12 protein-coding genes, 1 tRNA gene and 1 pseudogene are annotated in these 13136 nt (G+C 62.4%); 7 read left to right on the forward strand and 7 right to left on the reverse strand.

Features of this window, described 5'->3' with window-relative positions; genetic code table 11:
* The first annotated feature begins 48 nt into the window (after positions 1–48).
* Positions 49–1374 (forward strand): GTPase HflX, encoded by a 1326-nt coding sequence (gene hflX, locus CUJ84_RS08865; RefSeq protein WP_105005904.1) that lies wholly within the window; start codon positions 49–51, stop codon positions 1372–1374.
* A gap of 181 nt (positions 1375–1555) precedes the next feature.
* Here hflX and mazG read toward each other — a convergent pair whose 3' ends face one another.
* Both mazG and CUJ84_RS08880 read right to left on the reverse strand, forming a co-directional pair.
* Positions 1556–2395, reverse strand: coding sequence for a nucleoside triphosphate pyrophosphohydrolase (mazG, locus tag CUJ84_RS08875; RefSeq protein ID WP_105005905.1), 840 nt, complete (start codon positions 2393–2395; stop codon positions 1556–1558).
* Positions 2396–2446: 51 nt separating this feature from the next.
* Positions 2447–3034 carry a deaminase gene (locus tag CUJ84_RS08880; protein WP_105005906.1) on the reverse strand — a complete coding sequence of 196 codons (588 nt, stop codon included), beginning with the start codon at positions 3032–3034 and terminating at the stop codon, positions 2447–2449.
* A 268-nt stretch (positions 3035–3302) separates the two neighbouring features.
* On the opposite strand from CUJ84_RS08880, the gene cysG reads away from it, so the two are divergent.
* From cysG to CUJ84_RS08905, 5 genes are read left to right on the forward strand one after another with little or no spacing between them, the layout of a single operon-like run.
* Positions 3303–4739 carry a siroheme synthase CysG gene (gene cysG, locus CUJ84_RS08885; RefSeq protein ID WP_105008129.1) on the forward strand — a complete coding sequence of 479 codons (1437 nt, stop codon included), beginning with the start codon at positions 3303–3305 and terminating at the stop codon, positions 4737–4739.
* 2 nt (positions 4740–4741) lie between these two features.
* Positions 4742–5056, forward strand: coding sequence for a DUF2849 domain-containing protein (locus tag CUJ84_RS08890; RefSeq protein WP_011651871.1), 315 nt, complete (start codon positions 4742–4744; stop codon positions 5054–5056).
* A gap of 8 nt (positions 5057–5064) precedes the next feature.
* Positions 5065–6735 (forward strand): nitrite/sulfite reductase, encoded by a 1671-nt coding sequence (locus tag CUJ84_RS08895; protein WP_105005907.1) that lies wholly within the window; start codon positions 5065–5067, stop codon positions 6733–6735.
* Positions 6736–6745: 10 nt separating this feature from the next.
* The gene (locus CUJ84_RS08900) at positions 6746–7258 is read left to right on the forward strand and encodes a DUF934 domain-containing protein (protein ID WP_062943183.1); all 513 of its coding nucleotides are present in this window, start codon (positions 6746–6748) and stop codon (positions 7256–7258) included.
* A 38-nt stretch (positions 7259–7296) separates the two neighbouring features.
* The gene (locus tag CUJ84_RS08905) at positions 7297–8508 is read left to right on the forward strand and encodes a UbiH/UbiF family hydroxylase (RefSeq protein WP_105005908.1); all 1212 of its coding nucleotides are present in this window, start codon (positions 7297–7299) and stop codon (positions 8506–8508) included.
* Here CUJ84_RS08905 and CUJ84_RS08910 read toward each other — a convergent pair.
* From CUJ84_RS08910 to CUJ84_RS08920, 3 genes are all read right to left on the reverse strand, one after another.
* The gene (locus tag CUJ84_RS08910; RefSeq protein ID WP_105005909.1) at positions 8476–9438 is read right to left on the reverse strand and encodes an AEC family transporter; all 963 of its coding nucleotides are present in this window, start codon (positions 9436–9438) and stop codon (positions 8476–8478) included. The genes CUJ84_RS08905 and CUJ84_RS08910 overlap by 33 nt on opposite strands.
* Positions 9439–9663: 225 nt before the next feature.
* Positions 9664–10599 carry an MBL fold metallo-hydrolase gene (locus tag CUJ84_RS08915; RefSeq protein WP_105005910.1) on the reverse strand — a complete coding sequence of 312 codons (936 nt, stop codon included), beginning with the start codon at positions 10597–10599 and terminating at the stop codon, positions 9664–9666.
* A gap of 240 nt (positions 10600–10839) precedes the next feature.
* On the reverse strand, positions 10840–11589 hold the full coding sequence (locus CUJ84_RS08920; protein ID WP_105005911.1) for a cytochrome c biogenesis CcdA family protein: 750 nt from the start codon (positions 11587–11589) through the stop codon (positions 10840–10842).
* 211 nt (positions 11590–11800) lie between these two features.
* Here CUJ84_RS08920 and CUJ84_RS08925 point away from each other — a divergent pair.
* Positions 11801–11876 (forward strand) — tRNA-Lys (locus tag CUJ84_RS08925).
* 167 nt (positions 11877–12043) lie between these two features.
* Here CUJ84_RS08925 and CUJ84_RS08930 read toward each other — a convergent pair.
* Positions 12044–12859 carry an oxidoreductase gene (locus CUJ84_RS08930; RefSeq protein WP_105005912.1) on the reverse strand — a complete coding sequence of 272 codons (816 nt, stop codon included), beginning with the start codon at positions 12857–12859 and terminating at the stop codon, positions 12044–12046.
* Between the two features lie 74 nt (positions 12860–12933).
* Positions 12934–13069 (reverse strand): annotated as a pseudogene (locus CUJ84_RS38655) (beta-ketoacyl synthase N-terminal-like domain-containing protein); the annotation flags it as partial.
* Positions 13070–13136: the final 67 nt, after the last annotated feature.

Here is a 13136-nt window from a genome sequence, read left to right on the forward strand (position 1 = left end):
ACCAAGAACGATTCGATCATCCCTGAGGCCGCCAAGCACAGGGACGATATGCGCGCGACTGTCGTCGTGCCGGTTCTGAAATCGCGCAGTCGCGGCGGCCAGAGTGAATCGGCCTCGACCCGCACGCCGGAAAGCCGTCTCGAAGAGGCGACAGGCCTTGCCCAGGCGATCGATCTCGATGTCGTCAATGGCTCGATCGTCCCGGTCAATGATCCGCGACCGGCCACACTGCTCGGCACCGGCAAGATCGAGGAGATCAAGGCGCTGCTCGATGAGCGCGATTCCGGTCTCGTCATCGTCGATCATCCGTTGACGCCGGTGCAGCAGCGCAACCTCGAAAAGGAATGGAACGCCAAGGTCATCGACCGGACGGGCCTGATCCTCGAAATCTTCGGCCGCCGCGCCTCCACCAAGGAAGGCACGCTGCAGGTCGATCTCGCCCATCTGAATTATCAGAAGGGCCGCTTGGTCCGAAGCTGGACCCACCTTGAACGCCAGCGCGGCGGCGGCGGCTTCATGGGCGGCCCCGGTGAAACTCAGATCGAAGCCGACCGGCGGATGCTGCAGGACCGCATCATCAAGCTCGAACGGGAGCTGGAGCAGGTCGTGCGCACCCGCCAGCTCCACCGCGCCAAGCGCCGCAAGGTGCCGCACCCGATCGTGGCGCTGGTCGGCTATACCAATGCCGGCAAGTCGACGCTGTTCAACCGCATCACCGGCGCCGGCGTGCTGGCCGAAGACATGCTCTTTGCCACGCTCGACCCGACGCTTCGGCGCATGAAACTGCCGCACGGCCGCACCGTCATCCTGTCGGACACCGTCGGCTTCATCTCCGACCTGCCGACCCATCTGGTCGCCGCCTTCCGGGCGACGTTGGAAGAGGTGCTGGAAGCCGATCTCATCCTGCATGTCCGCGACATGTCCGACGCCGACAACCAGGCGCAGAGCTCCGACGTGATGCGCATCCTGAACGACCTCGGCATCGACGAGGCCGAAGCCGAAAAGCGCCTCATCGAAGTCTGGAACAAGATCGACAGGCTGGAGCCCGAGGTGCACGATGCCATGGTGCAGAAATCGGCCGGCGCCAGCAACGTGGTGGCGGTTTCAGCCGTCAGCGGCGAGGGCGTCGACACGCTGATGGAAGAGATCAGCCGCAGACTGTCCGGCGTCATGACCGTGGCAACGATCCGCCTTCCGGTCGACAAGCTGGCGCTGCTGCCCTGGCTTTACGATCATGCAATCGTCGACGGCCGCGAGGATAATGAGGACGGCACGATCACGCTCGATCTGCGCCTCTCCGAAACCGAGGCGACCGAACTCGAGCGTCGCATCGGCAGCGGCCCGAAGTCTTCAAAGGAATATTGGGAGCGGTAAGGTCGACGAGACCAGCCCCTCATCCGGCTGCCGCCACCTTCTCTCCGTAAACGGGGCGAAGGGACAAGCCGCAATGTCTCGGCTCTCGCGCACCTCTGGTATGGCACGTCCCCTCTACCCGTTTACGGGGAGAGGATTAGGGTGAGGGGCAGCCATCTGCACGAACCGGACAGGCGATAACTCACTCCTCCACGATCGCTCTCTCGATCGCCTTCGCCGCCTGCCAGATTTCCTCCATTCGCTCCAGCGTCGCGTCTTTCAGCGTCTCGCCTTCTGCTTCAAGAACCTGTTCTATATGGCTGAACCGACGACGGAATTTCGTATTCGTTCCGCGCACTGCCTGTTCCGGATCGGCCTTCACATGCCGGCCGATATTGACGACCGCGAAGATCAGGTCGCCGAGCTCGTCGCTGACCTTTGCCTGATCGCCTTCGCGAAGGGCTGCCCGCAATTCGCCGATCTCCTCCTCGATCTTGTCGAGGATCGGCTCGGGTGCTGACCAATCGAAGCCGACCTTGGCGGCGCGTTCCTGCAGCTTCAGGGCTTCCGTCAGAGCCGGGAAGCTGCGCTGCACCGAGCCGAGGAAGCCGCTGTTGAAGTCCTCGGTGATGCCGCGCCGTGAGCGCCGCTCGGCGCGCTCGCGTTTCTCCGCCTGCTTGATCTCGTCCCATTGTATCTTCACCGCGTCTGGCGTATCCGCCGCCGAGCGGGCAAAGACGTGCGGGTGGCGGCGGATCATCTTGGCGGTGATGGCGTTGACCACGTCGCCGAAGGAAAATTCGCCGGCCTCCTCGGCCATGCGGGCGTGGAAGACCACCTGCAGCAGCAGGTCGCCCAGTTCGTCGCAGAGATCGTCCATATCGCCACGCTCGATCGCGTCGGAGACCTCATAGGCCTCTTCGATCGTATAGGGCTTGATCGTCTCGAAACTCTGCACGATGTCCCAGGGGCAGCCGGTTTCGGGATGGCGCAGCGCCGCCATGATCTCGATCAGCCGCGAAATGTCTTTGGAAGGTTGCATGTTGCCTCGGTTCAGCAGGCTTCAGTTCAGAGGCCCTCAGTTCAGTGCCCCTCAGTTCAGTGGAATATTGTTGGCGCTCTTCGACGACTGGTAGCTGGTCGACAGCGCGTCGTAGCGCGCCTTGATGCGGGCGGTCTGCGCCTTCAGCGTGTTTTTCAGCATGGCCTCCTCGGTCTCGACGAGATCGGCGATGGCAAAGCTGTTCCAGAAGGCGTTTTGCCTGCGGTAGCCGCCGGGTTCAAGCCCGAAGACTTCCTTCAGGATCTTCAGGTCGTGCGGAATGGCGAAGGCGTCGCGGGAATCCTCATGGCTGAAGAAATAGTAGAAATTATCGAAGCCCGCCCAGGTGATCGCCGACATACACATGGTGCAGGGTTCGTGCGTCGACAGGAAGATCAGATCCTTGGTCGGCGGCTTGTCGCCAAGCTCATAGAAACGCTTCAGCGTATGCACCTCGCCATGCCAGAGCGGATTCTCCAGCTCGTTATTGGTCTCGGCGACGACAAGCGAAAGATCGGATTTCCTTAAGATCGCCGCACCGAACACCTTATTCCCCAGCGAAACGCCACGCTCCGTCAGCGGCAGGATATCGTCTTCCATGACCTGAAGCAGGCGGGAGGCAATGGTCTTATCAGGCATGAGGGCCCTCCAGTTTTCCTCAGTCTATCGCCTTGGCGGCGCGAGTGAAATGCGTGAAGCAGCGGTGGACGTCTTTTGTCACAGGCTTTATACTGCGCTGCAGCAAGCGGGCTGGGAATATGCGGCTTTTTGGCAGCACGGGTGACTTTTCTCAAATCACTGACGGCGCGAGCAAAAGAATACCTGCTTGCTTGGCCTTTCGAATTTCTGTTCCTTCAATCCCTTGTCGATCAAGGGCATATTCCGGCAACTTCGAAGTGGATTGATGATGCCTCCCAAGACTGAACAGCTTTCGGTATTTCCCGCCTTCTTTCGCGTGGAAGGCCAGAAGACGGCTGTCTTCGGCAATGGCGACGAAGCTTTCGCCAAGGTGCGGCTGCTGCTGAACACAAAGGCGCGGATCATTGCCTATGCCGACCGGCCGGAGGCCGATTACCACGCCTTCCTGATCGCCAACCGTATCGAGACCGTGCGCGCTGCCTTCTCCGCCGAACAGGTCGAGGGTTCAGCGCTCGTCTTCGCCGCAACCGGCAATGAAGCCGACGACCGCAGCATCGTCGATGCCGCCCGCGCTGCCAGAATTCCGGCCAATGCCGTCGATCAGCCCGATTACTGCGATTTCTTCACGCCGGCGCTGGTCAACCGCGCGCCCGTCGCCGTTGCGATCGGCACCGAAGGGGCAGGGCCGGTTCTGGCGCAGATGATCCGCGCGCAGATCGACCAGCTTCTTTCGCCCTCGCTCGGCCGCCTTGCCGGGCTGGCGACGAGCTACCGCAAGGCCGTCGAACAACTGATTCCCAGAGGCGTCTCCCGCCGGGTCTTCTGGCGCCGTTTCTTCTCCGGTGCCGTTGCCGATGCGGTCGCCAACGGCAACCTGCCGCAGGCCCGCCATGCCGCCGATCGGCTGCTGCACGCGATGGACAAGGTCGCCGGCCACGTCTGGCTGGTCGGCGCCGGTCCGGGTGCCGAGGATCTTCTGACGCTGCGCGCCCAGCGCGTGATGATGGAAGCCGATGTCATCGTCTATGACGCGCTGGTGCCGCAGACGATCGTCGATATGGGCCGCCGCGATGCCGAGCGGCTTTCCGTCGGCAAGCGCAAGGGCTGCCACTCGAAGTCCCAGGAAGAGATCAACGACCTGCTGGTCGATCTCGGCCGTCAGGGCAAGCGCGTCGTCCGTCTGAAATCCGGCGATCCCCTGGTCTACGGCCGGGCAGGGGAAGAGATGGCGGCACTGCGCGCTGCCGGCATCACCTATGAGGTCGTGCCAGGCATCACCTCGGCTTTCGCCGCCGCTGCCGATTTCGAGCTGCCGCTGACGCTGCGCGGCGTCGCCTCCTCGCTGGTCTTCACGACCGGCCATGATCTCACCGGCGACGTGCTGCCCGATTGGGCAAGCCTTGCCGTTTCCGGCGCGACGATCGCCGTCTATATGGGCCGCACGGTTGCTGCCTCCGTCGCCGAGCGGCTGATGCAGGCGGGCATTCCCGCCGAAACCACCGTTGCCGTCATCGAAAATGCCAGCCGCGCCGATCGTCGCCTGCTGCATGGCACGCTCGCCGATCTGCCCGATCTGCAGCACCGCGACGAATTAACAGGGCCTGTCATGGTCATCATCGGCGATGCGGTCGCCGGCGCCAATTTCGAACTGTCCGAGCCCCTGGTGCGCGCAAACGCCCGGCTCGAGGAACTTGCAAGGAGCTGAATATGGGTGACAAGGTTCTGACCGCCAACCGGCTGACGGACGGCATTGCCGTCTGGCTGGATGCGAATGGGAAGTGGTCCACCTCACTGCAGGAGGCGCTTGTTGCCCGTCATGCCGAGGCCGTTGCGGCGCTGGAGGCGATCGGCAAGAAATCCTATGCCGACAACGAGGTGGTTGACGTCGCCGTCGTCGACGTTCAGGAAACCAACGGCATTCTCTGGCCGCTTCGCCTTCGCGAGCGCATCCGTGCGCAAGGGCCGACCATGGAATATGCCCCGGGCTACGCTCCTGCCGATCCCGAATTCATTGCAGTCTGAGGAAGACGATGTACCGTTACGACGAATTTGACCATGCCTTTGTTACCGAGCGCGTCGAGCAGTTTCGCGATCAGGTCGAGCGCCGCCTTTCCGGCGAGCTCGCCGAGGATGCGTTCAAGCCGCTGCGCCTGATGAACGGCGTCTACCTGCAGCTTCACGCCTACATGCTGCGCATTGCCATTCCCTATGGCACGCTGAGCGCGCGCCAGCTGCGCATGCTCGCCCATATCGCCCGCACCTATGACCGCGGCTATGGCCACTTCACCACGCGCCAGAACCTGCAGTTCAACTGGCCGAAACTGTCCGATATTCCAGATGCGCTCGCCGATCTTGCCAGCGTCGAGATGCATGCGCTGCAGACCTCGGGCAACTGCATCAGAAACGTCACGGCCGATCACTTCGCCGGTGCTGCCGCCGATGAGATCGCCGATCCGCGTCCTTACGCCGAAATCCTGCGCCAGTGGTCGTCGGTCCACCCGGAATTCTCCTTCCTGCCGCGCAAGTTCAAGATCGCCGTCACCGGCGCCGAGCGTGACCGCGCTGCGATCCAGGTCCATGATATCGGCCTGCACGTGAAGACGAACGACAAGGGCGAGATCGGCTTTGCCGTCTATGTCGGCGGCGGCCAGGGCCGTACGCCGATGATCGCCAAGCTGATCCGCGACTTCCTGCCCGAGGAAGACCTGCTCTCCTACACCACGGCCATCGTGCGCGTGTACAATCTGCACGGCCGCCGCGACAACAAATACAAGGCCCGCATCAAGATCCTCGTGCACGAAACCGGCACCGAGGAGCTGACGCGCCAGGTGGAAGCCGAATTCGCCGCGCTGAAGGATACCGAGCTCAAGCTGCCGGAAAAGGACGTGCAGTCGATCGCTGCCTATTTCGCGCCGCCGGCACTGCCCGAACGCGCCGAAGGCTGGGAAAACCTTGCCCGCTGGAAGAAGGCCGATTCCGGTTTCTCCCGCTGGGTCCAGCAGAACGTGCAGCCGCACAAGAACCCCGATTACGGCATGGTGACGATCTCGCTGAAGCCGATCGGCGGCATTCCGGGCGATGCCTCGGATGCGCAGATGGATGCGATCGCCGATCTTGCCGAGGAATATGCCTTCGACGAAATCCGCGTCAGCCATGAGCAGAACCTGATCCTGCCGCATGTGGCGCTTGCCGATCTCGAAGCCGTCTATCGCGGCCTCGTCGCCATCAATCTCGCCGAAGCCAATGCCGGCCTGATCACCGATATCATTGCCTGTCCCGGGCTGGACTACTGCGCGCTCGCCAATGCGCGCTCCATTCCGCTGGCGCAGGAAATCTCCCGCCGCTTCGGCAATGCCGAACGCCAGGCCGAGATCGGCGAGCTGAAGATCAAGATCTCCGGCTGCATCAATGCCTGCGGCCATCACCATGTCGGCCATATCGGCCTGCTCGGTGTCGAGAAGAAGGGCGCCGAACTCTACCAGATCACGCTCGGCGGCTCCGGCGACGAACATACCTCGATCGGCGAGATCATCGGCCGCGGCTTCGAGCCGGACCGGGTGACCGACGCGATCGAGACGATCGTCGACACCTATCTCGGCCTGCGCCTCGACCAATCCGAGAACTTCCTCGCCGCCTATCGCCGCGTCGGACCGCAGCCGTTCAAGACTGCACTCTACGGCTCGGCCGCCGAAGCGGCATAAGGAGGGGATGATGACGAAGATCTGGAGAGAAACCGGTTTTGTCGAAAACGATCCCTGGGTGATCGAGACCGACGAGGTGAAGGCGACCGAGGAGCAGAAGCCGCTGCTCGGTCTCGACGAATTGATCGCCAGGGCCGACGAAAGCAACGATGTCGGCCTCGGCGTGCTGATCAAGCCGGCCGACGATGTGCGCCGGCTGGAGCCCTATCTCGATCGCCTCGAAATCGTCGCCGTCGCCTTTCCGGCTTTCAACGATGGCCGCGCCTTCAGCCATGCCTCGCTGCTGCGCCAGCGCCTCGGCTACACCAACGAGCTGCGTGCCGTCGGCGACGTGCTGATCGATCAGGTGCCGCTGATGCTGCGCGTCGGCATCGACAGCTTTTCCGTCACCAACGCCACGGCGCTGAAGCGGCTTTCCGAAAACCGTCTTCCCGCCATTCCCCATCATTATCAGCCGGCGGTGCGTGACGCCGAAGCCGGCAAGGGCTATAGTTGGCGCCGTCAGGCGAAGCCGGCCGCATAAGCGGCCGGTCCGCCGTTTTACGATGGCGGAAGAGTAGTATGAAGAGATTCGAAGTGGCGGTGATCGGTGGCGGTCTCGCCGGCATGATCGCCGCAATCGCGCTGGCGCGCGGCGGTCGCAACGTGGCGCTGGTGGCACCCCTCGCTCCGAAAGAGGATCGGCGCACCACCGCGCTGATGGATCAATCGATCCGCTTCCTCGACCGCCTGGCGCTCTGGGAAAAGCTCCGCCCCGCAGCCGCTCCTCTCACCAGCATGCGTATCGTCGACGGCACCGATCGGCTGCTGCGCGCGCCAACGACCACCTTCCGCGCGGCCGAGGTCGGCCTCGATGCCTTCGGCTACAATTTCCCCAACAAGGCGCTGACCGGCATTCTCGAAGAGGTTGCAGCCGGCGAGGGCAATATCACCCGTTTCACCGATATGGCCGAATCGATCGAAATATCAGCCGAGGCTGTCTCGATCCGGCTTACCGGCGGCGAGACGCTGTCGGCCGATTTTGCGGTCGGCGCCGATGGCCGCAGCTCGAAGCTGCGCGAGACCTCCGGCATTACCGTGCGCAACTGGTCCTATCCGCAATCGGCCATGGTGCTGAATTTCGCCCATTCGCTGCCGCACCAGAACATCTCGACCGAATTCCACACCAAACACGGCCCCTTCACCCAGGTGCCGCTGCCGGGAAGCCGCTCCAGCCTCGTCTGGGTGCAGGATCCCGCTGAGGCGGCGAGCCGCTCGGAATTGCTGCTTGCCGAGCTCGGCGCTCTTGTCGAGGCGCGCATGCAGTCCATGCTCGGCAAGGTTGATGTTGAGGAGGGCGTCCAGGTCTGGCCGCTCTCCGGTATGATGGCGCATCGTTTCGGCAAGGGGCGAATCGCGCTGATCGGCGAGGCCGCCCATGTCTTCCCGCCGATCGGGGCGCAGGGGCTGAACCTCAGCCTGCGCGATATCATGGCGCTTGCCGATATCCTCTGCGACCGGGCGGAATTGCCGGTGCCGGCCGACGCCGGCGAAAGCTTCGACCGCAGGCGCCGCGCCGACATCATGACGCGCACGGCAAGCGTCGATATTCTCAATCGGTCGCTGCTCTCGGATTTCCTGCCCGTCCAGATGCTGCGGGCTGCCGGCCTGCATATCCTCTCGGCCATACCGCCGCTGCGCAACATCGTCATGCGCGAGGGCATCGAACCAGGCCGCGGCTTCCGCGATATTCCGGATGCGCTACGGGAAAAGCTGAAGCGGAAGAAGGCCTGATCGGATCACGATCAGCCAGAGCGAAACCGTCACCACTGAAAGCACCGTCGTGATCAGGATCGTCGCCGAGGCGCGTTCCTGCCAGACGCCATATTGCTGGCCGATGACGAAGACGTTCGTCGCAGTCGGCAGGCAGGCAAGCAGCACGGCCGCTTGGATCCACACTGGCTCGAAACCACCAACCGCTGTCAGCGCAATGAAAACCGCGATCGGATGCAGGATCAGCTTCGCCGGCACGATATAGGAGATCTCAGCCGGGATCCGCTTCAGCGGCCGCAGCGCCAGCGTCACCCCCATGGCAAAGAGCGCGCAGGGCGCCGCCGCCTGGGCGAGGTAATCGACCAGGCGCTGAAACGCCGGCGGCTGGTCGATGTGCAAGGCGGCAACAGCAAAGCCCAGCGCCGTCGACAGGATGAAGGGATGCAGCGCGACCTTCCGCACGATATCGGCGACAAGCTGGCTTGTTGAACGCTTGTCGTCGCCGGCCGCCGCCATCAGCGCTGGCGCCACGATGAAATGCAGCGCGTTTTCGAAGCAGATGATCAGCGCCACCGGCACGGCCGCGCCTTCGCCGAGCGCCAAGAGTGCCAGGCCCGGCCCCATATAGCCGATATTGCCATAGGCGCCGGCAAAGGACTGGATGGTGCAGTTGGCGAGCGAATTGCCGCGCACGACGCGGCCGATGACGAAAAGCAGGATGAAGACCGCATAGGTCGCCGCGATATCGGTGACGATGAAATCGACGCGCGTCAGCTCTTCGATCGGCGTGCGCGAGACGAGCTTGAAGAACAGAGCGGGCAGGGCGGCATAGATGATGAAGGTATTCAGCCAGCCGAGCGCTTCGGCCGGCTGCTTGGTCGCCTTGGCGGCGATGTAACCGATCAGGATCAGGCCGAAGAACGGCAAAAGCAGGCTGACAATATCGGCCAAGAGGTCTTCCAGGGCGCGGGAGTGATCGGCGGGTCTGGATCTGACTTAAGCAATTCCAGCAAAAGTGTGTAGCGGTTTTGCGTCCGGAATTGCGCAGTAACAAGAGCAGTTCCTGCGAAACTGTGTAGCGGTTTAGCGTTCGGAAGTGCTCAAAAAACAAACCAGTAGAGCGTGGACTCATTCACGCGATGAGTACACGCTCTAAGATCCCAACCCAACAAGCGATCAGTAGTCCCAGAAGGCCGCTACCCAGCGAAAGGCGTCGCCGTCGGCCGCCACCCGGCCGACAGACGGGAACGGCAGGTGAGTGGCCACCAGCTGCTCGCCGGTATCCGCCAGTTCCCGCAGAAGACGGAGGCGAACGCGGACTGCCTCCTCGGGGTCGTGTTCGAAGCCATTGTACCAGTCGGGGTGTTCGAACCCGACCGCAAACACGGCGTCGCCGGCAAACATCAGCCTGTCGCCGCCGGACGCCAGGCGGATCACGCTGTGCCCGGGGGTGTGCCCGCCGGTGCGATGGACGACCACGCCCGGCGCCACCTCGTACTCGTCATCGAACAGCCTGAAATGGCTGTGATACTCTTTGGCGAACCGCTTGGCGGTCGCCCGAAGCGCGTCCGGGAACCCCGGCGGCATGGAGACCCGGGAAAAATCGGGCGCCTCCCAGAACTTGACCTCGGCGGCCGCCACGTGGATCCGCAGGTCCGGACGCAGCTGGTCCTTCACCCCGTCGACGAGCAGCCCGCCAATGTGGTCCATGTGCATGTGGGTCAGGACCACGTCGGTCACCGACGCAAGATCGATGCCGGCGGCCTCCAGTCGCTTGATCAGCTGCCCGGCCCGCGGCAGGTGCAAGTCGGGGTCGAGCCCCAGCCCGGCGTCGAGGAGTATGGTCTGGTCGCCGCTGCGCACCACGACCACGTTCAGTGCCCAGTCGAAGGCGTCCTGCGGCAGGAACATGTCTTTCAGCCAGGCCGCTCGGACTGATGGATCGATGTTGTGTCCCAGCATCGCGGTTGGGAGCGGTAGCACGCCATCGCTGACCACCAGCACCTCAATCTCGCCGACCTGCACCGCGTAGCGCGACGGAACCAATTCGTCGAGCCGAGGTCTGCCGGTGTGTGCAGTGTTGTCCAGGCTCATCTTTGTCTCAAGGTTCATGTTCGTCTCCTTCTGACCGCCGCCTTAAACACGGCATCGACGACGCTACATGGAGGCGTGTTTGCGATCGATTGGGTCGAGGGATAAGGGCGGGTGGGGCCGAGGGACAGGGCAAGCCATACCACGGCATAGGTGCGGGCCTCGCTTTTACTGCCGGCGGCGTGCTGATGAGGGCGGAGTCGATCAGATCAGCGAACGCGGCAAGCCTGCTGCATAGTCTGGAAATCGGCAACCCGTGGCCTAGCCGATCTGCATCAGGATCGGAAAGGTCTGCTGGAACCAGATCGCCACATTGCTGACCCATCCGAACAGGAAGGCGAGGCCGGTAAGCACCAGGAAGACGCCCATCACCTTTTCCACCGTGCCGAGATGGCGGCGGAAGCGCGACAGGAAGCGCATGAAGGCGCCGGAAAAGCCGGCGGCGATCCAGAAGGGGATGGCAAGGCCGAGCGAATAGATGGCGAGCAGCCCGGCTCCGGAGCCGACCGTCTCGCGCGAGGCGGCAACACCGAGGATGGCGCCAAGCACGGGGCCGATGCAGGGCGTCCAGCCGAAGGCGAAGGCAAGGCCCATGATATAGGCGCCCGTCAGCGTCGCCGGCTTGCCGCTGCTCTGGAAGCGCGCCTCGCGGGCAAGTACCCCGATTCGAAAGAGGCCGAGGAAATTCAACCCCATGACGATGATGATCAGCCCGCCGATCTTCGACAGGAGGTCGAGATGCTGGCGAAGCGCCATGCCGATGCTGGAAGCACCGGCGCCGAGCGCCACGAAGACGGTGGCAAAGCCGAGCGTAAAGAGCAGTGCCGAGAAGAACACACCGCGCCTGATGTCGGGTGCCACCGCAACCGCACCACCGCCGCGGAACTGCTCGACCGAAATGCCGGCCATATAGCAGAGATAGGGCGGGACGAGGGGAAGGACGCAGGGCGACAGAAAGGAAAGCGCCCCGGCAATCAACGCGCTCCACAAGGAAATATCGGCAATCGACACGCATTCTCTCCGGCTGCAATCTGCGTGATGTTCCTAGCTTTGCAGACCCGGGATTGCCAATCACCTTTTTGCGCGCGCAAGACAAGACACCCTCACGCCCGCAAGAAATGTGCCGACCGCCGGAAAAAGGCAAATTTTTCGGTTGACCGCAATGGGTCGCCTGCCTATGTTCCGCCCACTTCCAGCCGGGGTGGGCACACCCGCGGAGAGGGAGAGCGTAGCTCAGCTGGTAGAGCAACTGACTTTTAATCAGTAGGTCTCGGGTTCGAACCCCGACGCTCTCACCAACGATTTCAACGGCTTAAAACCTTTGATTGGCCAAAATATCGGCTATAATACCCTCACGCATGTCTCGCACAGTCTGAGGGGGGTAAATGACCTCGCATACGGTCTTCGGTGACAAGGTTCGAATCTACCGCGCCTGCTCATTAAGCGGACCAGGATGTCGTCGGTTTCAGACCGGCAGCCCGAGTTGTTTTCGCAGGCTCTTGTCGAATGCGGATGCAGGGACGAAGCGGCGCAGAAAACTGACTTGGCGTGCCATTTTTCCGGCCGCGTAACGCCTCTTGGGAGCGGGGTCAGTCGCAGCGGCAATAATTGCCTTGGCCACCACGTCGGGCGCGTCGCCTATTTCCATTGCTTTCTGCACGGCTACATTCATGCCAGCGCGCGCAGAGTCATATATATCGAGCACTTGATCCGGTTTGGCGAGATTGTCTTCGAACGACGTCCGGGTGTAGGCTGGCTCCACCAGCGTAACGCGAATGCCGAAGGCGCGCAATTCGTGATCGAGCGATTCGGAATAACCCTCGATGGCATGTTTGGTCGACGAATAGAGCGCGAAATAGGGAGCGGGGATGAAACCCTGTACCGAGCTCAAATTCACGATTCTGCCCTTCCCTTGGCGTCGCATTACCGGCAACACCGCGTTGGTCACACGGAAAACGCCGAAGACGTTCACGTCGAACAACGACTTAGCCTGGGTCATTGAGGACTCCTCCGCGCCACCAAGCAGCCCCATGCCAGCATTATTGACAAGAAGATCGATGCGGCCGGCCTCTGCTAGCACGTCATCAACCAATTTCGCCACCGACGCGTCGTCGGTCACGTCGCATGTCAGCATGGATACACCGTCGCTCCTCTGGGTTGCGAGGCGGCGGCTGGTTCCGAACACGCGAAAGCCCGCGTTCTGCAGGGCTGCGGCCGTTGCATACCCGATGCCGGTGGATGCCCCAGTCACCAAGGCTACGCCAAGATTGTTCTTGTTCATGGAAATCACTTCTTTCTGTGTAATGAGCTGCGTCTTGTAAAAGTCGGGTAGGCTGTCTGCGACTTACGTGCAAAAGGGAGGTCTCCGACGATATCGTCAGGCAGTCGACGGATACCTCTTTGGCCCCGCAAGCAGGGGCGACCGTGATATCCCGACATTCGCACCAAGTGGGCTGACAGCTCCCATTCCTGTGACAACGATACGACGCATCTTTCTTCCACCTGTCTTCACTGTAAAAATAGGCATGCCGTAAGCCTGTAGACGGATGATGTGGTAA

Origin of the sequence: Rhizobium leguminosarum (assembly GCF_002953715.1) — a bacterium.
GTDB classification, from domain to species: Bacteria; Pseudomonadota; Alphaproteobacteria; order Rhizobiales; family Rhizobiaceae; genus Rhizobium; species Rhizobium leguminosarum_V.